Annotated in this window: 18 protein-coding genes and 2 pseudogenes; 18 read left to right on the top strand and 2 right to left on the bottom strand. The window is 44.7% G+C overall.

What is annotated here, in order from left to right; genetic code table 11:
* Positions 1-112 precede the first annotated feature (112 nt).
* Positions 113-970 (bottom strand): hypothetical protein, encoded by an 858-nt coding sequence (locus tag MKY24_RS14985; RefSeq protein ID WP_316243884.1) that lies wholly within the window; start codon positions 968-970, stop codon positions 113-115.
* Positions 971-1,192: 222 nt separating this feature from the next.
* Here MKY24_RS14985 and MKY24_RS14980 point away from each other — a divergent pair.
* The 3 genes and pseudogenes from MKY24_RS14980 to MKY24_RS14970 all read left to right on the top strand — a co-directional run bounded on the left by MKY24_RS14980 (position 1,193) and on the right by MKY24_RS14970 (position 2,853).
* A pseudogene (locus MKY24_RS14980) lies at positions 1,193-1,643 on the top strand (NucA/NucB deoxyribonuclease domain-containing protein).
* Between the two features lie 234 nt (positions 1,644-1,877).
* Positions 1,878-2,612 (top strand): fibronectin type III domain-containing protein, encoded by a 735-nt coding sequence (locus MKY24_RS14975; RefSeq protein WP_254664472.1) that lies wholly within the window; start codon positions 1,878-1,880, stop codon positions 2,610-2,612.
* Positions 2,613-2,745: 133 nt separating this feature from the next.
* Positions 2,746-2,853, top strand: a complete 108-nt coding sequence (locus MKY24_RS14970) for a sporulation protein YjcZ (protein WP_196233322.1) — start codon at positions 2,746-2,748, stop codon at positions 2,851-2,853.
* A gap of 234 nt (positions 2,854-3,087) precedes the next feature.
* On the opposite strand, the gene MKY24_RS14965 is transcribed toward MKY24_RS14970, so the two are convergent.
* Positions 3,088-4,566, bottom strand: a complete 1,479-nt coding sequence (locus MKY24_RS14965) for an FAD-binding protein (protein ID WP_226887761.1) — start codon at positions 4,564-4,566, stop codon at positions 3,088-3,090.
* Positions 4,567-5,171: 605 nt separating this feature from the next.
* On the opposite strand from MKY24_RS14965, the gene leuC reads away from it, so the two are divergent.
* The 15 genes and pseudogenes from leuC (at position 5,172) to MKY24_RS14890 (ending at position 24,376) form a co-directional block, all read left to right on the top strand.
* Positions 5,172-6,596, top strand: coding sequence for a 3-isopropylmalate dehydratase large subunit (gene leuC / locus MKY24_RS14960; RefSeq protein ID WP_013310634.1), 1,425 nt, complete (start codon positions 5,172-5,174; stop codon positions 6,594-6,596).
* A gap of 20 nt (positions 6,597-6,616) precedes the next feature.
* Complete coding sequence (gene leuD / locus MKY24_RS14955; RefSeq protein ID WP_013310633.1) at positions 6,617-7,219, top strand: 3-isopropylmalate dehydratase small subunit; 603 nt, start codon at positions 6,617-6,619, stop codon at positions 7,217-7,219.
* A gap of 232 nt (positions 7,220-7,451) precedes the next feature.
* On the top strand, positions 7,452-9,026 hold the full coding sequence (locus MKY24_RS14950) for an N-acetylmuramoyl-L-alanine amidase (RefSeq protein WP_075154373.1): 1,575 nt from the start codon (positions 7,452-7,454) through the stop codon (positions 9,024-9,026).
* A 293-nt stretch (positions 9,027-9,319) separates the two neighbouring features.
* Complete coding sequence (locus MKY24_RS14945) at positions 9,320-10,819, top strand: N-acetylmuramoyl-L-alanine amidase family protein (protein ID WP_023989083.1); 1,500 nt, start codon at positions 9,320-9,322, stop codon at positions 10,817-10,819.
* Between the two features lie 45 nt (positions 10,820-10,864).
* On the top strand, positions 10,865-11,515 hold the full coding sequence (locus MKY24_RS14940) for a GerMN domain-containing protein (RefSeq protein ID WP_339200266.1): 651 nt from the start codon (positions 10,865-10,867) through the stop codon (positions 11,513-11,515).
* Between the two features lie 213 nt (positions 11,516-11,728).
* Positions 11,729-12,403, top strand: a complete 675-nt coding sequence (gene nth, locus MKY24_RS14935; RefSeq protein WP_023989081.1) for an endonuclease III — start codon at positions 11,729-11,731, stop codon at positions 12,401-12,403.
* A 56-nt stretch (positions 12,404-12,459) separates the two neighbouring features.
* Positions 12,460-12,732, top strand: a complete 273-nt coding sequence (locus tag MKY24_RS14930; RefSeq protein WP_013310628.1) for a hypothetical protein — start codon at positions 12,460-12,462, stop codon at positions 12,730-12,732.
* A 147-nt stretch (positions 12,733-12,879) separates the two neighbouring features.
* Positions 12,880-13,011: pseudogene (locus tag MKY24_RS14925) on the top strand (glutathione peroxidase); the annotation flags it as partial.
* Positions 13,012-13,214: 203 nt separating this feature from the next.
* Positions 13,215-16,877 (top strand): dynamin family protein, encoded by a 3,663-nt coding sequence (locus MKY24_RS14920; protein WP_339200265.1) that lies wholly within the window; start codon positions 13,215-13,217, stop codon positions 16,875-16,877.
* Between the two features lie 263 nt (positions 16,878-17,140).
* The gene (locus tag MKY24_RS14915) at positions 17,141-18,916 is read left to right on the top strand and encodes an ABC transporter ATP-binding protein (protein WP_023989079.1); all 1,776 of its coding nucleotides are present in this window, start codon (positions 17,141-17,143) and stop codon (positions 18,914-18,916) included.
* Positions 18,913-20,751 carry an ABC transporter ATP-binding protein gene (locus MKY24_RS14910; RefSeq protein WP_068942685.1) on the top strand — a complete coding sequence of 613 codons (1,839 nt, stop codon included), beginning with the start codon at positions 18,913-18,915 and terminating at the stop codon, positions 20,749-20,751. The genes MKY24_RS14915 and MKY24_RS14910 overlap by 4 nt, the downstream gene beginning before the upstream one ends.
* A gap of 129 nt (positions 20,752-20,880) precedes the next feature.
* A complete protein-coding gene (gene purT / locus MKY24_RS14905) occupies positions 20,881-22,065 on the top strand; it encodes a formate-dependent phosphoribosylglycinamide formyltransferase (protein ID WP_076159250.1) in 1,185 nt (394 codons plus the stop codon).
* Complete coding sequence (locus MKY24_RS14900; protein WP_013310623.1) at positions 22,058-22,519, top strand: GNAT family N-acetyltransferase; 462 nt, start codon at positions 22,058-22,060, stop codon at positions 22,517-22,519. The genes purT and MKY24_RS14900 overlap by 8 nt, the downstream gene beginning before the upstream one ends.
* A gap of 208 nt (positions 22,520-22,727) precedes the next feature.
* Positions 22,728-23,468 (top strand): CAP domain-containing protein, encoded by a 741-nt coding sequence (locus tag MKY24_RS14895; protein WP_339200263.1) that lies wholly within the window; start codon positions 22,728-22,730, stop codon positions 23,466-23,468.
* Positions 23,469-23,695: 227 nt separating this feature from the next.
* Entirely contained in the window at positions 23,696-24,376 is a 681-nt protein-coding gene (locus tag MKY24_RS14890; protein WP_023989075.1) for a TIGR00266 family protein, read from the top strand.
* Positions 24,377-24,422: the final 46 nt, after the last annotated feature.

Genomic DNA, 24,422 nt, shown 5'->3' with positions numbered 1-24,422 from the left:
TGAATCGATTCCGATTAACGAATCTTATTTCTTCCGAATCAATTTGAATTTAGAGTAGATGTGAAAAAGGACTCCGCTGGTATGTAACCAGTATGAAGTCCTTTGTTGTTTATTATTTTGTTGAATACTCGCTTACTTCAAATGTGAGTATTTTATTGAATATTACATAGTCCTTACGGTTGCTGAATGGACCTTTGTTGTTATTGTGTTTATCGATAGCAAAGAATGAAGGGCCTCTACCAGCATCTTTAGCGTCATACCAAGCAATGAATGCACTGAGTTCTTTTTTACTTAGATCGAATTCCTTATCAAATCCATTGTCCATTGTTACAGTCAGAATAGCTCGGTCGCCAGTTGGTTGTGCTGGTTCGGTCGGCTCAGTAGGTTCAGACGGATTAGGCTCAGGACTTGGTGTTGGATTTGGCGTCGGTGTTGGTTCAGGTGTCGGTTTAGGATCTGGTGTTGGAGAAGGTTCCGGTGCTGGTACTGTATCTTTACTGTTGAAAAAGTCAAGTTCGCTTATATTTATGTCTTCACCACTAAGTGAATAAAGAGTGACGAATCTAACGCGTTCTACTTTTTTTTCATTTGGAAGCTTCTTCAGTTCTCCATTTCCTACGTTGGTTTCAAATATGCCTATATAACCTGTGTCTCGGTCGTAGAAACTAATTCTTAAATTTTTAGAATCACTTTTAAGCTTGTAAGAATCAATAGTTCTATCTGTACCTAAATCAATCATAACCATCTTATCTTTAGGAAGTAAATAGTTTGTTTCTTCATTGTTATCTGTTATAAGTGTTGTACTTGCTTTGCTTGCATGGGGTCTTCCTATAAAATATATGTCAGGTATCATTGCATCAACACTTTTTCCGTTGGCATAACCTCCCGTATAGGCACTCACTGATGACAATGGGAGGAAAATAGTAATAAGTAAAGTGAAGCATAAAATTAAATTGAGCTTTCTTTTCATGTATAAATCCCCTTTTTGTTTATTTGCTCAGTAATCATACAAAATTGAAAAAGGGAGTCTAAACATTAATGTCTATATATTCAAAAATAAGTTTAAATGTGGTTTTTAATTTCTGGAGTAATGAGCTCTGCCCGAAAACTGGTATGAGTCCTTTTTATTATGTGACAATATACGCGATACTTCGACATGTCTCCCAATATAGTATTGAGAAGATTAAATACTATGGAGGGTCGTATGATAAAAGGAATCGCAAAAGGATTAATCGTATTGTTACTGGCAGCTATCTTTTCCGTACAGGGTGTTTATGCTGAACCGGCAGCAATCAACCAACAAGCAGCAGTTGGGTATACGCTGGAGTTCCCAAGCTCACGTTATCCAGAAACAGGGGATGCAATAGCAGCCGGACATTCTGCGGTGTGTACAATTGATCGGGATGGAGCCGAAGAAAACAGGAAGGAATCGCTCAAGGGCTATCCGACGAAAAAGGGATATGATCGCGATGAATCGCCAATGGCAATGTGTGCAGAAGGTGGCGCAGGTGCTGATATCAGATACATAAAGCCTAGTGATAACCGGGGAGCAGGATCATGGGTAAGTCATCAGTTAGATGAGTATGAAGATCGGGACTAAAGTGAGGTTTATTGTAAAAAAAACAAGGACTCAACCAGTATAGAAGCTGGCATGAGTCCTTTTTAATACCCAATAAAAAATAAATATGCAAATATATTGATTATATTTATAGATTAGCAAGTTTATGTTTAGACACATTCTAAAGAATGTATTACCGTAGTATCTGTTATACAGCACTTCAAAATATACGACCCAATCGGGAGCGCAGATTAAGTTCTCATTCTATGGAACAAAACTGAGACTGATTGGTACAAGATACCTAGATAGACCAACTAATGTGCAAATTACAATAGATAATATTGATGAAGTATTTTCTCAAAATGGAACGCTTTTAAGACAAAATCTATCATATGAAAAAACAGGACTACCAGAAGGAAGACATAATGTAACAATTACTGTACCACAGCTTACCGGGGGTCACTATGATTTGGATGCAATTGATATTGATAAAAATGGTAAATTAGTAGATGTTAATACTGCCGCTAATCTTACAGCAAAAGCTGGAGACGGCAAGGTTACTTTAAAATGGGATCAAATAGAGAATGCAGAAAGCTATACAGTTAAATACGGAACGGAGTCAGGTAAATACACTGAAACTGCTACAGCAACAAAAGATGCCTATGGAAACTTCATCATTCCAAGTCTGACCAATGGAACGAAATACTACTTTGTTGTGAGTGCTAAAGTAAATGGTGTGGATTCAGAATACTCCAATGAAGCTTCAGCAACTCCACTAGGAGGAGGAGGCAGTCAACCTGATCCAGAGCCAACTACTGGAGATCGTGCAATATTGGTGGTCACTATGACAACAGGCTTGGAAAAAGAGTTTGACCTAAGCATGAAAGAGGTTAATGACTTTATCTCGTGGTACGAAAGCAAACAGGCTGGTTCTGGATCAGCTTCATACGCAATCAATAAGCACGATAACAATAAAGGCCCATTCAGCAGCCGCAAGGATTACGTGCTGTTTGATCGTATCCTTACGTTTGAAGTAAGTGAATACTCTAAATAAATCAAAAAGCTCAGCTGACCTTAATGGGGCGGCTGAGCTTTTTTTGTTAAGAAGCCCTTCCTTAAACCAAGACCTCGCATAGCCTATGGAGTAGGAGTACCCTAAAATAAAGGAGGCGTTACGTGTGGGGGAAATGAAAAGAGACTACGAGGGAATCACCGGAAGAGTTTGGACATCGATAGCTGCTGTATTGGCATTGTTCATTTTGCTGGTAATCATCTTAAAATTAATTCATTTATAAAGATTCTTAAGCTCCACCGGCATTTTTTCGAATTGCTGTTTAGCCCTGTGCTTTTTATCCTTTTGGTCATAATGACTAAAGCGTGTTGAATTTAATTTCTTGAGCATAGCCACATTAGTTCCCGAGGAATCTATAAGGTTCGCCGTTCGGCCCTAGGCTAATCCATGAGGGTCGCCTCTTTTTGGAATGGTTGGGTGGTACTTTCCATTAGCCAAAAAGGCGACTCTTTTTATCCTATTTTTGGATACTCAACAAGCCTGACTTTGCTTCAAGATCTTCTATAATTTCCATTGCAACAAAATATCCAAAAGACAATGTTAAAATATCCTCGTATCGTTTTCCTGATCCTCTTGCTCTACTTAATATGATGTTTTGACTTTCTTGTATTTTTTTTCTAAGGAATGATAGAGAAACCACAGGTGGATTGGAAGCGATCAAATCCATCATCAGAGTTGACAACTTTTTCTGAAACTCTTCAATCGGAAAGTCATTATTTTCTTTTGAATACAGATGCATCGTTTCAGGTGGATCTTTAAATGAAGTTTGATATTGAGTATTGAAAACACCTTCATTAGCTATTTTGTCCGCAATTAATTTACCAAAAACGATCCCCGATGCGAATGCTTGCCCAGGGATTCTTCCTATACCAAGATCACCATTAAATTGAGCTTCTCCAGTAGCAAAAACACGATTCAAGTTTATAGCCTCAGCATTAGCATTGATTTCGATTCCTCCTGAAGAATAGTGCATCGTTGGTGTAATTTTAATTCTTTTATTTTTAACTACCTTAGGACTAAATCCATATTTTTTGAATTTTTCATTTAAAACATTTTCATCAGCATGGCTCATATCCAAGTACATGTCTTTTTTTTGTTTGATACATTCAAGTTGGAATTTTAAAATCTCATCAATCATTTCGTGGTAATCATCTCGAGCAATTGCATCACAAATATACTTATCTTTTAATAATTGAACTCCATCCTCATCTATTATTTTCCCTTGACTCAAAGATACAACCCCGCCCAATAAAATTTGCCTTCCGTTATATATAGACCAAGGATGACACATTACTGTAGACATTCCCTTTAATCTTGCACCTATTTTTTTAGCTAAGATAAGCGTTTCACCAGTTGAACCCGGCGAATTATCATTGAAACAGAATTGTCCTGCATATCCTCCCGTAGCTAATACCAAATAATTTGTAAATATTCTGATAAATTGATCTGATTGTGTGTCATAAAATATTGCGATAATTCCTTGATCGTACTTTTCCAAATGAATCAAAATTTTATTACACATCGGTTGTTCAATATGTTGTAACAAACAATTGATTAATTTCTTTCCCCCATGTGATTTAATCAAACATTCAGGCATGATACCAAAGGATGTTTTCTCATAAGGAATTCCTAATTCTTTGAAGAAATTTATAATTATGTTGGAATTCCTATATAGCGCTTCAATTACTGATCGATCTGCTCCACATTTATCAATAGTAAGATTAATAATATTGTTAACTTCATTCTCTGATGGAACCCGAGTATTTGCGGCTGAAAGAAAGGAGTTGCTTTGTTTGGGTGCATTCTTTTTTGTTACAATCGTGTACTTAATATTATTTTTCGACAAATAATAAGCAGCAGTAAGCCCTGAGATCCCCGTACCGACAATCAAAATTGGAGTGTAGTTTTCAACGGATATTCCATTTTGTTTCATCATTCCAACTCCCTTTTAGGATGTGAATGTTATCTTCGGCTGAATCTCGTAGTCAGTTTTCTATTTGTTGCAACAAAACGCATCATGATGATATTCATAAAATTCTTGCTCCGTTGTTAATTGCCTGTAATTTATATCAAATTATATAACTATATTTCGTTTTATACTTTATATAGTTATTGAGAGCTAACAAAATCAAATACGAACAGTTTTGCAAAAGTAGAGGAAAAAAAGAACCATTATAGCAATCGCTAAGATGATTCTTATTACGATTTCCAATATCCTTGTTACCAACGAAGAATGGAATCCAAACAAAATATTTTCCTAATTGTACAAGTTTATTCCTTATATTGTCAACATTATCTGAGAATATATAATTGACTCAGCTTTCGCAGTATGAATATTCAAACAAATCCTTAATGTAATAACTGGCAGTACCTTAGAAAAGGCGACAGAGTTCATAGTATCCATCCTTATAGCCTTAACCTATCACTTCTATAGATATCATATCTTAGACCAATCAAACATCCCGTGGTATATTATTGACATTCAAGAGAGAGCCGTTAGCTTCTCTCCACTAGGTTCGAAAAACACAGGGGTGAATAATGATGAGTAAAAAGACCATGTTCGAGAAAATTTGGGATAACCATGTCATCTATCAGGAAGCGGGAAAGCCGAGTATTTTGTACATTGATCTTCACCTCGTACATGAGGTAACATCGCCGCAGGCGTTTGAAGGATTACGTCTTAGCGGTCGTCAGGTGCGTCGTCCAGAGCTTACGTTTGCAACGATGGATCATAACGTGCCGACTAAGGACCGTTACAATATTACGGACCCGATTTCCAAGCAGCAGATTGATACATTAACTCAAAATTGCCGTGATTTCGGTGTTACACTGTATGATCTGGATACGGTGGATCAAGGTGTCGTTCACGTTATGGGGCCTGAACTTGGTCTGACTCATCCGGGCAAAACGATTGTTTGTGGTGATAGCCATACCTCCACACACGGGGCGTTCGGAGCACTCGCTTTTGGTATCGGAACCAGTGAGGTAGAGCACGTAATGGCAACACAATGTCTCCAGCAAGCTAAAGCCAAAACGATGGAAGTTCGCTTTGTAGGCCGCCGCAAACCTGGTGTGACAGCAAAGGACATGATTTTGGGTGTCATTGCCAAATACGGTACAGATTTCGCCACAGGTTATGTTATTGAGTACACAGGTGAATCTATCCGCGAATTGAGCATGGAAGAGCGCATGACTGTGTGTAACATGTCCATTGAAGGCGGAGCCAGAGCAGGAATGATTGCACCGGACGAAACCACCTTCAATTACTTGCGTGGACGTCAACATGTAGCACAAGGAGCTGCTTTCGAGCAAGCGGTTGCTGAGTGGAAAGAGCTTGTCACAGATGAAGGCGCTGAGTTTGATGTCGTGCTGGAGTTTGACGTAGATGCTTTGATTCCGCAAGTAACCTGGGGCACCAGCCCGGGGATGGGTACAGATATTTCCTCAACTGTACCGATTCCGGCAGAACTGCCAACCGAAAACGAACGTAAAGCAGCTGAAAAAGCGCTTGAATATATGGATTTGAAGCCAGGTACTCCGATCACGGATATTGCGATTGATTATGTGTTTATCGGCTCCTGCACCAATGGGCGGATTGAAGATTTGCGTGCAGCCGCTGAGGTTGCCAAAGGTTACAAGGTTTCTGACAAAGTAACGGCCATCGTCGTACCAGGTTCGGGGCGTGTGAAAATTCAGGCTGAAGAAGAAGGGCTGGACGTCATTTTTACAGAAGCAGGATTTGAGTGGCGTGAAGCGGGATGCAGTATGTGTCTTGCGATGAATCCAGACGTACTGCAACCGGGACAGCGTTGTGCATCGACTTCTAATCGTAACTTTGAAGGTCGTCAGGGACGCGGAGGACGGACTCATCTGGTATCTCCAGCAATGGCAGCCGCTGCGGCGATTCATGGACATTTTGTTGATGTACGGGATTGGAAATTCAAGCAGGAAGAAGTAGTCCGCTAGGATACAGAGGAGGAATTACGATGGAAGCTTTCACAACATTAAAAGGAATTGTAGCACCTGTGGATCGGGTGAACGTGGATACAGATGCTATTATTCCTAAGCAGTTTTTGAAACGAATTGAACGTACGGGCTTTGGACAGTTTCTGTTCTACGAGTGGCGGTTTGATGAAGCGGGCAATATCAATCCTGAATTTGAACCGAACAAGCCTCGTTATGCAGGGGCGTCTGTGCTGATCTCTCGCGCTAACTTTGGCTGTGGCTCCTCACGTGAGCATGCGCCGTGGGCGATTATGGACTATGGGTTTCGTTGCGTAATTGCTCCGTCTTATGCGGATATCTTCTATAATAACTGTTTTAAAAACGGTATATTGCCGATCAAGCTGTCTGAAGAGCAAGTAGAGGAATTGTTTCAGCGCACGGCGCAGCATGATAACTACCAATTAAACATCGACCTGAATGATAAAACGATCACTGACGATTATGGTCTGAAAATTGAATTCGATTTGGATGAACATCGCCGCCAGTTCCTGCTGCAAGGCTTGGACGATATTGGCCTGACACTCCAGCATGAATCTGAAATTCTGGCTTATGAACAAAAACGTGCTGCGAAACAAGGCGCATAGGGTTAATTCCCAGTTCAGTTTCAATACGTAGTCATATAGCTAGCTCATTTGTTAGACAGAAAGCCCGTACTGGCATTACTTTTGCCTGCGGGCTTTTATCATGCTCAAAAAATAAATTGGAAAATAAGGGGTTGACGGTTCGACTCAGCATGGTATTGTAAATGTAAAATGATTGAAGGACTGTGTCTGTGAGAAATACCAAAAAATACATATATAAGTTAGGGGAATGAGAATGAAGAAATATGGTTGGGTGATACTAGCGGCTATCTTGATTTGGTTGTGGCCGTCCTCCCCTCATGCGAATGCGGCTGGAGCAGATTTGTTTTTAGATGGCAAAAGGGTGGAAGCGCCTGCAGATGCCAAGCCTGAAATGGTCAATGGAAAAATCATGGTACCGCTAAGGGTGGTTGGGGAGCAGCTTGGATATCAATTCAAGTGGGAACCACAATCCTATAAAATCTCAATTCAAAAAAATAGTACCGATATGTCCATGTATGTAGGCCGTACATCGGCTGATGTGAATGGAAAAACAGTTAGTCTGGATGCACCTCCTGTGCTTCGGGGAAGCTCGACCATGGTCCCATTGCGTTTTGTTGGGGAGCAAATGGGGCTAAAAGTAGATTGGAATAATAAAAGTAAATCCGTAAATCTCAGTCAAAAGGCTGTAACTCAACAAGCGAGTAAACAGTCTCAATCCCAACCATCGTCGCAAACGTCAACACAGAGTACAACAAGCACCAATAAAACGTCTTCAGCAACAGCGACGACAATAAATCCAGTTGAAGCAGACAAGCATACTGAAGCCGCATCTTCACCAGCCAAGCAGCAAAATACAGAACAGACCACAGCAAATGCGTTGCTTGTACAAAATATTACTTTTGAGGGTGAAACGTTAAAGATTTCTCTGAACAAAGATGTTACCCCTAAAGTATCCAAAATGACGGGGAATGATCGTATTGTTGTAGATTTACCCGGGGCTTCACTGGCGACTGATTTTCTTCAGCCGTTCCCGATTCGCACCGATGGCACGCGGGCGTTGACGAATAGTGACGGCGAGGATGTGCAGGAAATTAGATTTGCTCCCACAGATGGACAAAATGGGGGCGTACGCATTGTCATTGCTTTAAATCAAGCACGTGATTACGATCTTTCAACCAATGGCCTAGGCGATATCACCCTTCAATTGCGTGAGCGTAGTGTGAATCCGGTAGTGGTAACACCAACGAATGTCGAAGGACGGCGAATCGTCGTCATTGATCCCGGACATGGTGGCAAGGACCCTGGGGCAGGTAGTGTGACTGGGCGACATGAAAAGGAATTTACATTGGCGGTAGCGTTAAAGGTCGAGCAGCTTCTACAAAATGATCCTGACATTCAAATCGTATTGACTCGCAATGGAGATACGTATCCCACGCTGGATGAACGACCACAACTGGCTAATAGTCAACAGGCAAGCGTGTTTGTATCCATTCATGGTAATAGTATGCTAGCTTCAGATAAAGGAAAAACCAATGGCTCTGAAACCTATTATGCACGCCAGGACAGTTTGGCACTGGCAAAGGCGATGCATAAATATCTTGTAGCGGCTACCGGATTTAAGGATAATGGCATCAGGGTGGCAAACCATGTGGTGACGAGAAAATCACAAATGCCCGCTGTATTGCTGGAATGTGGCTACCTTAGTAATCTATCAAATGAAGCTGCCATGTTCACAGAAGAAACACAGGAAAAGATCGCCGAAGGTATTGTCGATGGGTTGAAGGAGTATCTTGGAACAGGCACAGGAGCAACTGAATCACTTAACTAAGGATGTTTACAATAAAAGCTACTTTCCACCTTTTAATGAAAATTCATGGGGTGAAAAGTAGCTTTTTTAGTTTTTTTGGCTGTGACTTTTGATGGAAAGCGAATGATCTATATTTTTAGTCAAAATTCGACAAAAATAGTTCTTTGGCACGTATATTTCTGTTATGATGGAATATATTCGCAACTTTTGGTGTGAGATAACGTCTATAAGGTTGTCTGATATTACATAAGCGCGTATATCAGGTCGCCGCACCGGAGCATGTGGCAAAAAAATTATGAATGGAAGGGTGACGAATGAAGAAATTTGGTTTTTTGTTGTTATTATTTGTCTTCATGTGGGCGGTTCCGGGTTATGGACATGCGGCTTCGAGTGGAACACAAATCTATCTCGACGATCAACAGTTAAGTGTCCCTAGTGGTGCTAAGGCACAAGTAATTGGCGGAAGTACAATGGTCCCGCTACGCGTAATTTCTGAAAATTTGGGATATGACGTGACATGGAAGCAGCAGGCGCGAACCATAACGATTGAGAAAGACAGTACCTCGATCCGAATGATAATCGGAAGTAAGACGGCGACTGTCAATGGAAGCGACATTAGTCTGGATGCTTCGCCTCTGCTGCGTTCCAATTATGCCCTTGTACCGCTTCGTTTTATCGGCGAGCAAATGGGACTGGACGTAAAATGGGACAGCAGCTCCAAGTCCGTAAAATTATATACCCGCAGTAGCGGGTCTGGAAACGGGGAATTTACACCTCCCAAGTCCGGAAATAACAGTACAGGTACTGGTAGTGTTACTGCACCAACGAATAATGCGAACTCAGGTGTTACACAGGTGCAGGGAGTTAGTTTCAGCCAAAACCGTTTAACCATCACAACAGCCAGTGCCGTCAAGCCGAAAGCGTTTACGATGGCAGGCCCTGATCGGGTAGTGGTGGATTTGCCAGCGACTGCGTTTGCTGACAATTTCGGAGAGCAGCAAAAGCTGGATAGCAACTTAAATGGTTCGCTGGACATTGAGAATGAAGCGGATGTGTCCGGTATCCGTTATGCTTTATTCCAAAAGGAACCTTCAACGGTGCGCGTTGTTATTGATTTGAAACATGCCATGAATTATACCGCATATAATGATGGTTCGAATCGTGTTATCGTCGATCTGGCTTCCAAAGATTCTGTGAATACCACGCCAGACGCAACGTTACCAGATGGCTCACAGCCGGATGACACGCAGACATCACCAACTAACAGCAATGGTAAAAAGGTCGTTGTTATTGATGCTGGCCATGGAGCAAAAGATTCTGGAGCAGTTGGTGTTTCAAGAAAAAATTATGAAAAGACCTTCAACTTAGCTATGGCTCTGAAAGTAGAAAGCATATTAAAGCAGAACCCCAAGCTTGAGGTTGTGCTGACACGCAGTGATGATACATTCTTGGAGCTTAAACAGCGCGTAAAAGTAGCTGAAAACCTTAATGCTAACGTGTTCGTGTCCATTCATGCTAACAGCAGCGGTAGCTCAGCTTCCAACGGTACAGAGACGTATTACCAGCGTAGTGCAAGCAAAGCGTTCGCTAACGTTATGCATAAGTACTTTGCTCCTGCGACGGGTCTGACAGACCGAGGCATTCGTTATGGCAATTTCCATGTAATTCGGGAAACGACTATGCCAGCCGTACTGCTTGAAGTAGGATATCTGAGTAATGCAAAAGAGGAAGCCACACTGTTTGATGAAGATTTTCAAAACCGGGTAGCTCAAGGGATTGCAGATGGAATCACAGAGTATCTCGACGTAAAATAGATCTTCAACAAATCGCTTGTCAACGTCAAGCAAGGAGGGGGACATATGAACAAGAAAATCGTAATTGCAGGTCTGCTGGCACTGTTTGCCATTGCAGGTGCAGGGTGTGCCTCTAAGCAAACAACGGCTCCTGCGACTCCATCTCAGGAAACACAAACTTCGAATGCACAAAATAGTACACCTGAACAGACGACCCCTGAACCTTCGGCTCAATCTGCTGAAAATAATGGGGCGAGTCAAACACCTGAATCTCCGTCAACAGAGCCTACAAAAACCAAGACGGACACGGAAAATTCAGGAGATCGACAAACACAGCAGATTACGGTGTACTATACGGATACACAAGAGAACGGCTTGAAAGAACAGAAAAAGGAAATTACCTATCCAAGCGAGCTGGAAAAATTGCAAAAAGCGTTTGAAGCTCTGCAAAAGAGTGGGGATTCTGCTCTTATCCCGTTGTGGTCCGAGAAAATTTCCGTGCATAAGATCAAATTAGATAACGGTGCATTGACTTTTGATATTTCTCTGCCGGACGAGGCTCGATTGGGAGCTGGCGGCGAGGAATTAGCTATCGATGCCTTGAAGAAAACGATGTTCCAATTCAAGGAAGTCAAAACGCTGGATTTGCTCGTAGATGGTCAATCTTTAGAGTCCTTAATGGGACATGTAGATTTGGATCATCCCATGAGCCGCTAACCGATCAGACGGTATGAAAATTTCTTGGAGATTTACACACTTTTCACGTGCAATCTGTGACAGATAATGATAATATAGGAGTGTATTTCTCGCCTATGCAGGCAGTCATGCACAAATAGTATTCGTTTCTTTCCGGATGATTATTTAGAGTGACCGTCTTGATGCGGGCTATCCCGTATCAAGACGTTTTTTTTGGTAGGAGGTAGGATTTCCGTGAATGCAGCAACCGCACGTCATATATTGGACACCATCGGTACGATGTTTCCGGATGCCCATTGTGAGTTGAACCATGACAATGCTTTTGAATTAACGATCGCCGTGTTATTGTCTGCTCAATGCTCCGATCAGATGGTCAATAAAGTAACGGCAGACCTGTTTCAAAAATACAAGTCACCTGAGGATTATTTGGCTGTTCCTCTTGAGGAACTGGAGCAGGATATTCGCAGAATCGGCTTGTACCGAAACAAGGCCAAGCATATTCATAACCTCTGTCGTATTTTAATAGACCAGTACGGGGGAGAGATACCTTCGGAGCACGATCAACTGGTTAAGCTACCGGGTGTTGGCCGTAAGACGGCTAACGTCGTAGTATCTACTGCTTTTAATGTACCAGCTATTGCGGTAGATACGCATGTAGAGCGTATTTCCAAACGGCTCGGTTTTGCAGGGTGGGATGATTCAGTGCTTGAGGTGGAAAAAAAGCTGATGAAGAGGGTACCTAGGGATGAATGGTCTTTGACCCACCACAGGCTTATTTTTTTCGGACGCTACCATTGTAAAGCTCAAAATCCTCAATGTCAGGTATGTCCGTTACTTGATGTGTGCAGGGAAGGCAAGAAACGTATGAAAACGTCTCTTATCAGAAAAGATAAGGAACGTAGAGCTTAAAGACCCACAGAGTAACAGAGGGTTTAACCATTTATGTGTAGAAAAGGATGAAGAGTATGAAGTGCATTTCGGTATATACAGACAATTTTGAAGCGTTCTCTGATATTTTTGAGCAAATTGTAACAACAGAATTTGCTGAAAACGAAGAGCGCGAGCTTGAGGGAATCACAGTTAGTCATTCCGGTGATGTACCTGAACATTATCTGGAGCGTATGTCACAAAAGCCAGAAGTGGTCGTAATGAAGGACAAATCCCGTGGGATTACGATTTTACAGCATGGTCAAGTATTTGAAATTTTGCTGCCAGTGCTTGAGACTGCAGCCAATTAAGTTCAATTCGCGGACGACATGCGTTGCATGTTCCGGTGTAGGCGGCTCGGCTGGTTTAACCAGCCCGAAGGCGCATATATACACGAACCTTGCAGACCATCCTGATATGGATAGAGCCTCGTTCCAATGAAGTGTGCATACATTTTGACCCTGAATTATGGTGTCGCGTTCCCCATGTTCTAAAAGGTGAATGTACGTGATGAGCAGGCTCACCCGTTGTATACATATCTTGCTTCGTCGGTGCTCTTTGAGGGCTTTGATGAATTGCATTCGGTTGCCTAAATATTTATTTTTAATGATCCGTTTTGAACAGAATAAAATGAACTTATTATTATCATGTACGAAAACAGCGTTCCCTAATGCCAAGTACTGGCGGGGAGCGCTGTTTAGTTTTTTTGATGTGATGATTCTCACAACGGCTTAGGAATGCTACAATATAGCTATTTGGTGCAGACAAGTGATAAGGAGTGGAACCGTAGCTTATGATGCAAACGATTACAGGAGATGCGGGAAAGTGGTTGGATACGATAGAACAGATACAGAATACATTGCGTAGAGCCGGGGATGAAGCGGGAGCGAAGGCGATAGGTGATCTGCTGGAAAAAGCATATGCGCAGGAGCTGACCATTGCCTTTTGTGGACATTTTTCAGCGGGTAAATCGAGCTTGATTAACAGCCTGTGTGGTAAAACTGTGCTGCCGTCTGGACCGGTGCCTACGAGCGCTAATGTAGTGTCCATCCGTTATGGACGTCCGAGAGCGCTCATTCATCCAGCCAAAACAGCGGGAAACCCAGAGCCGGAAAGCATGGAAGCGTCCCTGTCCGAGCTTGCTGAGTATTGTAAAAATGGTGGAGCCTATGAATCGGTTCAAGTGTGGGAGGATGTTCCGATATTATCTAGCGGAGGAGTGCTGCTGGATACACCAGGCGTAGATTCCACAGACCACGGACATGCGCTGGCGACACATTCTGCTTTACATTGGGCAGATATTGTTTTTTATGTGATGGATTACAATCATGTCCAATCTGAAAATAATTTGTCCTTTGCCAAAAGTTTGTCGGATTGGGGCAAGCCGTTATATTTGATCATCAATCAAATCGATAAACACCGGGAGCGAGAGCTTTCATTTACACGTTATCGTAATGAGGTGGAGACCAGCTTTCATGCCTGGCAGGTTCATTATACGGATATCCTCTTTACTTCCTTGAAGGAGCAGAATCATCCATGGAACCAGTGGAAACAGTTGACGTACCTGATTCCGAAATTGCTGGAGCGAAAAACAGAGCTTTTGGCATACAGTTTAGTGTCCTCTATGCATCATTTGGTAGAGCAACATGTGGAGACTGTGCAGGCAGCTGAAGAAGAGGAACTGAACACACTGTTAAAAGAAGCAGGTGGAGAAGAAGCTATTTTGCGCCTGGATATAGAGCAGAAAACCTTGCAGCAAGAAGATGAACACTGGAAGGTGCTTCCGGAGCAGGAGCGTAAACGACTGCGTCAAGAGCTGGATCATTTACTGGAACACGCACATTTGACGCCAGCGGAGCTACGTGAAGCCGCAGGCGAATACTTAGAGAGCCGCAAGCCGGGCTTCAAAACAGGAATATGGTTTGCAGGAGGAAAGACTGAGCGAGAAAAGGAAAGCCGTTTGGAACGGCTGACAGGAATGCTGACTGATCAGGTGGAGGGACAATTGCTTCCCCATGTACGGGAGCTACTGAGGTCTTGGGGTGACAGTCAGGGTTTGTGGTCCGCTGCGATGGAGCAGGAGCTGGATGACGTCCGCCCTGTGACGGACCGGCAACTGGTAGAGCAGACGGTGAAGGAAAATGCGTTGTCGCCGGAGTATACGTTGAACTATTGCAAGGATCTACGCGCTGCTGTGACCGCCGAATGTCGCCGTAAGGCGCTAACGCTGGTAGACCAGCTGCTGGCCCAGCTTGCAGTGCGAGCGGAAGCCCGCCGCGCGGCTCTCGCGGATGCACGCACTGCGCTGCTGGCGCAGGCGGACGCGGCGAGCCGCTACAGCACCCGTGTGCAGGCCTCGGCTTCGCACGCCAGCCTGCTGCGCAGCTTGCTGCCGCAGGCGTCCGCGCCAGGCGGCTTGCCCCGTGCGGACGCGCCTGCACCGGCGTCCGATACCGCCGCTGCTGCCCCGCCAGCTGCGGCACCAACGGGCGTTGCGCGTTCTGACATCGCTGGCCCGCGCAACGCATCGGCGCAGCCGCTAGCAGGAACGGCGTCAGCACAGCCTGCCGCCGGAGGCCGCCGCACGCGGCTGGATGCAGCAGCGGCCCGATTGAAGGCTGCCGCTGCCCTGGTAAGCCCGTACCCTGCCATGCAAGCGGCGGTACGGGATTTACATGCCCGCGCCGCTGCGCTGGAGGGTGGGCAGTTTACGCTGGCGCTGTTTGGAGCGTTCAGCGCTGGGAAATCCAGCTTCGCCAACGCTTTGCTGGGTGAAGCTGTGTTGCCCGTATCGCCGCATCCAACGACAGCGGCGATTAACCGCATAATGGCGCCTGCAAGTGCTGAGCGCCATGCCACGGCTGACGTCCATATGAAACCAGTGGACGCGTTGCGGGAAGATCTTAAATACTCATTTCGGTTATTAGGATTGGGGGAACCAGCGGCAGCGGGCTGGCAAGAAGCCGTTCATGCTTTATCTCCGGAAGGCATCCATCCTGCGGGTAGGCCTCATTATAGTTTTTTGAAGGCTGCCGCAGCCGGATGGGAAGAAGCTGAAAGCTTGCTGGGACAACAGCTTCAGGTGGATTTAGAGCAGTATCGGGATTTTGTTGCGTCTGAGCACAAATCATGCTTTGTGGAGCATATCGACCTTTATTATGATTGCGCTCTGACCCGTCAGGGCATCGTGCTAGTGGATACGCCAGGAGCGGATTCTGTGAATGCACGACACACAGGCGTGACTTTCAACTATATGAAGCATGCGGACGCTCTTGTATTTGTCACCTATTATAACCATGCGTTTACGCAAGGTGATCGCCAGTTCCTGAACCAACTAGGTCGAGTTAAAGAGACCTTGGCGCTGGATCAGACGTTTTTTATAGTTAATGCATCAGATCTGGCTTCTTCTGAAGAAGAACTGCATTCTGTTACCCGGCATGTACAGGAACAACTACAGGCGAATGGAATCCGAAAACCACGTATTTATCCGCTTTCCAGTATGCTGGCGTTGGAAGCTGCCGAACAGGGAGAGGCTTCGCTGCGTTCAGCTTCACGTTTTGATGCATTTGAAGATGATTTTTCAGCATTTGCAGCCGAAGAGCTGGCAGGTTTGTCCATTGCTTCTGCTATGCAGGAACTGGGTCGGCTGCGGAACCGCATAGAGCAACATGCAACCGATGCCCGGTATAGCGAGGAAGAACGTGAGATTCGATTAGAGCGATTAACTCGCATCCGTGGAGAATTGGAGCATACGCTCCTAGGCCTGACTGACAGCAACGGTGCATCTGTGTTATCGGGTGAAACCGATGAATTGCTGTATCATGTACGTCAAAGGCTGTCCTATCGGACTGGAGAATTTATGGCAGAGGCTTTTCATCCATCTGTTCTGCGTGAAGGAGTAGGTGATCTTCGTTCGGCTTTTGCATCTTGTGGTCGTGAGCTGATGCGTTTAATCGAACTGGAGCTGTCTCAGGAATTGCTGGCAACCACACTCCGGCTGGAAAAAACGGGCCAAATTTTGGTACACAAGACTATACAACAGTGCGTAGAACACATGAACCACCAGTTGCAAGGACTAGATTGTACGATTCCTGAATCCAGAAACTGGGCTGTTCCCGAGCTGAATGAAATTTCCCTGCAGGAGTCTATTCATTGGAAGGACTATTGGAATAGCTTTAAAAATCCAAAGCTATTTTTTGAAGGAACTGGGCGAGCGAATCTACAAACCAAACTGGAGCCGATATTACGCCAGCGAATCGGGGAAGCTGTGGATCAGCAACGAGAACGAATGTCTTCTTTTTACGTTACGCTGATGCAGGAGGAACAAATGTGGCAGAAAGCTCAGCTTCGAGAGCAAATGCTGGAGACGACTCGTGGCATGGAGCATGCCCTTATGGGCGGTGAGCAGCCACAGGTTTGGGAAGAGCTTGCTGGCAAGATTGCGGCTTTGGAGTAAAGATAAATAAGTACACCATTTATTTAAGTTCAGGACACCGGGTTGTGGGACAACCCGGTGTTTTATGCATGCTCCAAAAAGAAAGCAATACTGAGTAAATAGCCATATTCAATAATAAGAAAGCGATTTAATTTGTCTAATCACCCACCAATTGATAACCTGCCTGAATACGGCTTGTTATCCTCTTTGCCCCCTTGGAAAGCGAATGGTAAACTTCACTAAGCCATATAACAACGTCGTGCAACTAATGGAGGGACATTGACATGGAAGTGCTCAGGCAACTGCAAGTTTTTTTTCGCGAGAGGAGACACTATCTGTTTCTTTCTATTTTATGCCTTGCGATAGCGACGGCCCTGGGACTGGTGTATCCGAACCTGCTCCAAAGGCTAATTGATAACGCTATCATCCCCGGTGACTTCGGGAAAGTCCCGGCGCTGGCTCTGACTGTGCTGGGAGTAGTCATCATCAAAGGGTTCATGCAATTTTTACATGGTTTTTTTGGTGGACGGCTAGGTAACTACTTGGCGTACCGACTCCGCAATGCTTGTTACGAAAAGCTGCAATTTCTGTCCTTCAGATATTATGACACTGCCAAAACGGGGGATCTCATGTCCCGACTGACTGGTGATTTGGAGGCAATTCGTAACTTTATCGGGTTTGGTTTTGCCCAACTCCTCAATGTGCTACTGATGGTCGTATTCGGCTCTATGATGATGCTGTATATTAACTGGCAGCTCACCCTCATTACGATGATCAGCATGCCATTGCTACTCTTCGTCACATTCAAGTTTGAATCCCGGATTCATCCCACCTTTCAGGAAATGCGGATTGCCCTTAGCGCCTTGACGACAGCGGTCCAAGAAAATATAACAGGTGTGCGAACCGTCAAATCTTTTGCCCGCGAATCATATGAAGTTGAGAAATTTTCAGTACGTAATGAGCAATACAAAAGTAATCAAATTCAGGCTGCTTCCTTATGGAGTCGGTTCTTCCCCGCAATGGAACTGATAGCTTCTGTCAGTGTGGTCCTGCTGTTGGGCATGGGGGGGTATCTGGTCATTCAGAAGTCAATGACCTTGGGGCAGCTCGTCGCTTTCTTTAGCTTAATTTGGTATATTATCGGCCCCATCTGGAGCATTGGCTTTCATATCAATAACTATACGCAGTCCAAAGCTTCTGGTGAAAGGGTCTTGGAACTGCTAAATCAGTCCATAGATGTAACCGATGAAGCCGGAGCACTTAAACTCGATGCCGATCAGGTGGAAGGACATGTTACGTTTGAACATGTTACCTTTGCTTACGGAAATAAGCTCCCTGCTGTTGTTGACATCAATTTAGACGCACCTCCGGGATCAGTCATTGGAATTTTAGGCGGAACGGGGTCAGGGAAGTCTACCATTATTCAATTACTCATGCGCGCTTATAATGTGAATGCAGGAAGTATCAAGTTGGATGGCAAGGATATACGTCACTTGAAGATTCGCGATTTACGTGCTCAAATTTCTTCCGTGTTTCAGGAGACGTTTTTGTTTTCGTCCTCTATACGCAACAATATTTCATATGGATTAAGTCATGTCAGTATGGATGACATCATACGCGTTTCCAAACTGGCTCAGGCACATGAATTCATAACTGAACTACCGCTGGGATATGACACTGTCGTCGGAGAACGTGGATTGGGACTGTCCGGAGGGCAGAAACAACGGATCGCCATCGCGCGCGCACTACTCAAAAATCCGAAAATTCTGGTACTGGATGATGCTACCAGTGCGGTTGATATGGAGACAGAGCATGAAATACAGACCGGTTTTCAAGAGGTTATGCGTGGTCGAACAACATTTATAATTGCTCATCGAATCTCTTCACTTCGTCATGCCAATGAGATTGTGGTGCTTGAGGAAGGACGAATCGTCCAGCGTGGAACACATGAACAGCTCATTGCTACTCCAGGTCCATATCAGGATGTGTATCATATTCAATACGCCGATTACATAGCTCAGGCTCCAGACGGTGTATCCGAAGGGCAGGTGAGACCATGAATATACCCGCAGAAAAAGTCAAACCGTTAAAAAAGCCAACGAATGAACGCTTTGTCTATCAAGATGATGATGTCATTGACAAACCGTTTAACTGGTCAGAATTCAAACGTTTGCTGGCATACATGAAGCCTTATGCCCGTCAGATTCTGCCGATCCTTCTGGTCATGATGATTCTCGGCACCATTACCAAGCTGACCGTTCCTTATTTGATCAGTCTGGCCATTGATAAGGCAATTGCTCCCGCATGGCCTGCACTGCCCAGCGTAAAGTTACTGCTGCTCATCACGGGTGCCGTGCTCTTGTTATATTTAATTCAATGGGCAGCCAGCACATACCGCATTAAATTCACCAATATTATCGGTCAACGGGTTATTTACGATTTGCGTGAAGATTTATTCAAGCATATTCAAAAGCTATCCTTTAACTTTTTTGATAAGAGACCAGCAGGTTCTGTATTAGTGCGCGTGACAAATGACATTAACTCGCTACAGGATCTTTTTACGAACGGTGCAGTGAATGTCCTGATTGACTGCGTACAGCTTATCGGAATTATTGTCATTTTGCTGCTTATTAACTGGAAGCTCGGTTTGGCGGTAATTGTGACCGTTCCGATCATGTTTTTGATCTCGACCAAGCTGCGCGTACGCATCCGCCGTGCTTGGCAAGAAGTGCGTATGAAGAACTCACGTATCAACTCTCATTTGAATGAGTCCATTCAGGGGATTCGTGTGACACAAGCGTATACGCAGGAGCAGGAAAACATGGCTTATTTCGACGACATGAACAGCTCTAGCAAAAAATCGTGGGATAAGGCTTCTGCCATGAATCAGGTCTTTGGCCCACTTATTGATATTACCGGAGGATTTGGTACGCTTGTGCTGTTCTGGTTTGGAGCGCATTTAATTCAGACAGATCAGCTTACGGTGGGATTACTGGTTGCGTTTGCTAACTATGTTGGGAACTTTTGGGAACCGATTAATCGACTGGGCCAAATGTATAATCAGTTACTGGTTGCGATGGCTTCGTCAGAACGAATTTTTGAGTTTATGGATGAACAGCCGAATATTGCAAACAAACCGGGAGCAAAAGCCTTGCCGTCCATTCGGGGCGATATCCAATTTGAAAAGGTCATTTTTGAATATGAAAAGGGACGTCAGGCGCTTAAAGGTATTAATCTTTCTGTCGAGGCGGGCCAATCTATAGCGCTTGTGGGTCATACCGGATCAGGTAAAAGTACAATTATTAATCTGCTAAGCCGTTTTTATGACATTACGTCAGGGCGGCTTACGATTGACGGTCATGATGTGCGTGATGTCACGGTGGAGAGCTTGCGAAGCCAGATTAGCATCGTGCTACAGGATACATTTATTTTTTCGGGGACGATACGCGATAATATCCGATTTGGCCGATTGGATGCAACGGATGAGGAAATTGAAGCGGCTGCCAAGGCGGTCAATGCTCACGAGTTCATTGTTCACTTGCCAGCTGGCTATGAAACAGAGGTAGAGGAGCGGGGGGGAATGTTGTCCATGGGCCAGCGACAGCTCTTATCCTTTGCTCGTGCCTTGCTGGCAAATCCAAGAATTCTTATTCTGGATGAAGCAACAGCCAGTATTGATACGGAAACGGAGTTGAAAATTCAGGAGGCTCTTCAGGTTTTACTGGAAGGCAGAACTTCTTTTATGGTCGCTCACCGTTTGTCCACCATCCGGAATGCTGATCATATCGTTGTACTGGATCATGGGGAAATCCAAGAAAGTGGTAATCATGAACAATTGATGAAAAAACATGGAATATATCGGGGGCTGGTGGAAGCACAGTTCAGATTTTTGTAAAAAAAAGATCAAAAAATCGCGTTTTTTGTAAATTTAAATGCCGAGCACTATTGCATTCTTGGAGCTAAACCCTGAAAATAAAGATGAAAAGAGATCAGAGCAATTTCGTCAGAGGGGGAAGAGTTCAAGATGTGGGGTGCTCCTTTTTCTGCCAAAGCTAAGAAGATGCTGCTGCTGGGTAGCGGCGAATTGGGAAAAGAAGTCATTATTGAAGCTCAGCGGCTTGGCGTGGAATGTATTGCTGTAGATCGCTATGAACTGGCTCCAGCAATGCAGGTGGCCCATCGCTCTCACTGTCTGGATATGCAGGATGCTGAGGCGTTGAAGGCACTAATTCGTGAGGAAAAGCCCGACATAATTGTACCTGAAATCGAAGCTATTGCTACGGGTGCTTTGGAAGAATTAGAGCAAGAAGGATTTTACGTAGTACCAACGGCCCGTGCCGCCCGTCTTACGATGGACCGGGAAGGTATCCGCAGGCTGGCTGCCGAGAAATTACAGCTTCCGACTGCTGCCTATCGTTTTGCAGATAATTTTGACCAGTTGCGGTCGGCGGTTCATGAGCTGGGCACGCCATGTGTGGTCAAGCCTTTGATGAGTTCGTCGGGTAAAGGGCAGTCTGTATGCCGGGCACTCGAAGATGCAGAATCCTGCTGGAATACGGCGCTGGAAGGCGCGCGTGCCAAAACAACACGTGTCATTGTTGAAGCTTTTGTCCCGTTTGAGAGCGAAATTACCTTATTGACCGTCAGATCGGTTTCGGGTACGATTTTTTGCCCACCGATTGGCCACATTCAGAAAGATGGGGATTATGTCGAATCCTGGCAGCCTCATGGCATGACGGACAAGCAGCTTTCGGAGGCGGAGAACATTGCCCGTACGATTACGGATGAACTGGGTGGTTACGGATTGTTTGGCGTAGAGCTGTTTTTAACAGCTGATGGCGTCATATTCAGTGAAGTATCCCCTCGTCCGCATGATACAGGAATGGTGACCATGATCACGCAGGATTTGTCGGAATTTGCGCTTCACGTGCGGGCCATTCTCGGATTCCCGGTGCCATCCGTCACGTTGCTTACACCAGGAGCTTCAGCTACTTTGAAGGCAGAAGTGGCTACGCGGGATTTCGTAATAAGCGGTCTGCATGATGCATTATTGCTACCCCGGACACAGGTGCGAGTGTTCGGGAAGCCTGAAACCAAGCCGGGACGCCGGATGGCTGTAGCGCTTAGCGCTGCAGAAGATGTGGAAACAGCACGGAAGACGGCCAAAGAAGCTGCTAATATGCTGAAAGTGGAGGTAAATCATGTCTAACAATGTGATGATTCCAGTACTGACAATTCGTTCCGTAGAGCTTGGCGATTGCGAAGCCGTAACTGGACTACTAAGAGAAGTCGGGTACCCGATGACTTGTGGTGTAATGAAAGAAGTTATGGGAACAACGCGGGAGGACAGTCAAGCGAATATGATGGTTGCAGAAATGGATGGTCGTGTTGTCGGAGTAATCGGCATGCATACGGCTCAAAGTTTGGCTTATCCTGATCCTGCCGTACAAATCACCATGCTGGTCGTGAGCGGGGAGTATCGCGGCGAGGGCATTGGCAAGCGCCTGGTGGCTTGTGGTGAGGAGTGGGGACGTGCGCAAGGATGCTATCATTTATTCATTACCGGAGCGAATAACCGCATCAAACAAGTAGAGGCCCGAGCATTCTACAATCGAATCGGCTTTGAAAAGCAAGGCTACCGTTTCAGCAAAAAGCTTAGATAATCAGCCTATAACAAGACAATCTAATACTTAAAGCCTCACTACTTTTAACTTAGTTCCGCATGGGTCAATTCCGAGCGGGGCTATTTTTTTTCCAACTTTTATACCATTGATCCTTCTATAAAACATGATATACTGCTAGAGTAAAGATTACAAAGTTGTAACCAGACGCGTTCACACCAAGGCATTTATACAACAAGGAGATGACGAAATGAAGAATATGTTGAAAAAAACACTGGTGATGGGAAGTCTAAGCGCCATTTTATCCGCAGGATTCATCGTTCCGGCATCAGCTTCACCAGCTGACGATTTGACTGCCCAACTGCAACAATGGTTTCAAAATAACGGATATACCGTCAATATGTCCAACGGGACGACTACGATAACAAAGACCGTAATTAAGGATGTTTCTGAAAAGGACAAGGCTAAAAACAAAACAGCAAATCCTTCATCCGGTAAACAAGCAACAACCAAACAGGGTAGCCAAAAGGCATCGCAGTCTAGTAACAAGCAACAGACCCAAAAACAAAACACAAACTCAGGCGCGGGTCAGTCAGCAGGATCGGATGCACAACTGAGCAAGTCCCAATTTGCAGCTGAGGTTGTAAAGCTTGTAAATAACGAGCGCAGCCAAAAAGGTCTGAAGCCCCTCGCATCGAATGCGAAGCTTACAGAAGTAGCCTTAGTCAAGGCGAAGGATATGAGTACGAACAATTACTTTTCCCATACATCTCCGACCTATGGTTCACCATTTGATATGATGAAAAAATTCGGTGTAACTTATACGTATGCGGGTGAGAATATTGCCATGGGACAACAAACACCACAAGAAGTGATGAAAGCCTGGATGAACAGCCAGGGACACCGTGAGAATATTTTGAAGGCAGAATATACACAAATTGGTGTGGCTTACTACAATGGATATTGGGTACAAGAGTTCACACGTAACTAAGATGATCGTAAATACGTTCACAACGTCATGTCGCTGCTACGAAAAGATAGTGACGTGACGTTAATCTGGAGACCCGCTGACACGTTCAGCGGGTCTTTTGGTGTCTCTTATTCCTCCAGGGGCATAACCATTGCTTTATACCAGAAAAGACATAAGGGACGTATTTATAGTATGATATCAGCAAGTTGAATGGATTGCAGACTACTTATGGAAAGCCAGGTGAACAAATGAGCTACGAAATCGTGCATGAAGGTGCCTTTGCTATGCTCAAGGTGCAGTTGAACCCCGGAGAAATGATTAAAGCGGAAATGGGAGCGATGGTTTCCATGTCTTCCAGTGTAGATATAAAGGGGACGGTAGACGGTGGACTGTTACGTGGTTTAGGCAGAATGCTGAGCGGAGAAAAATTCTTTTTTCAAGAACTGAGGGCAGCCCGGGGATCGGCTGAGGTGTTATTAGCCCCTGCCAGTATAGGTGATGTACAAGCGGTGGAACTGGATGGCACGTATAGACTGTTGGTCCAAAAGGACGGTTTTCTGGCTTGCACGGAAGGTATTGAGGTTAGCACCAAAATGCAAAACCTGATGAAAGGTTTATTCTCTGGTGAAGGTTTTTTTATCGTAGAAATCAGTGGTCGAGGTACGGTATTCCTGTCCTCTTATGGAGCCATTCATCCCATTTACATCGCGCCAGGAGAGGAGCGTATTATTGATAATGCTCATCTGGTGGCATGGCCGGATTATATGGATTATAAAATTGAAAAAGCATCTAAAGGCTGGTTGTCCAGCGTAACGAGTGGAGAAGCGCTTGTATGCCGCTTTCGCGGTGAAGGGACGGTACTGATTCAAAGTCGAAATCCGGGCAGTTTTGGACAATGGATCAAAAGTTTCATCCCTGATAGTAAATAGTTTGGTTCGTCTGATTAGAGTCGTGAGGATAAACTATTCGCACAAG

This window comes from Paenibacillus sp. FSL P2-0322 (assembly GCF_037975315.1).
In the GTDB taxonomy this organism is placed as follows: domain Bacteria; phylum Bacillota; class Bacilli; order Paenibacillales; family Paenibacillaceae; genus Paenibacillus; species Paenibacillus polymyxa_B.
The sequence above is the reverse complement of the archived record's forward strand: the minus strand, read 5'-3'. Positions and strand labels throughout refer to the sequence as shown.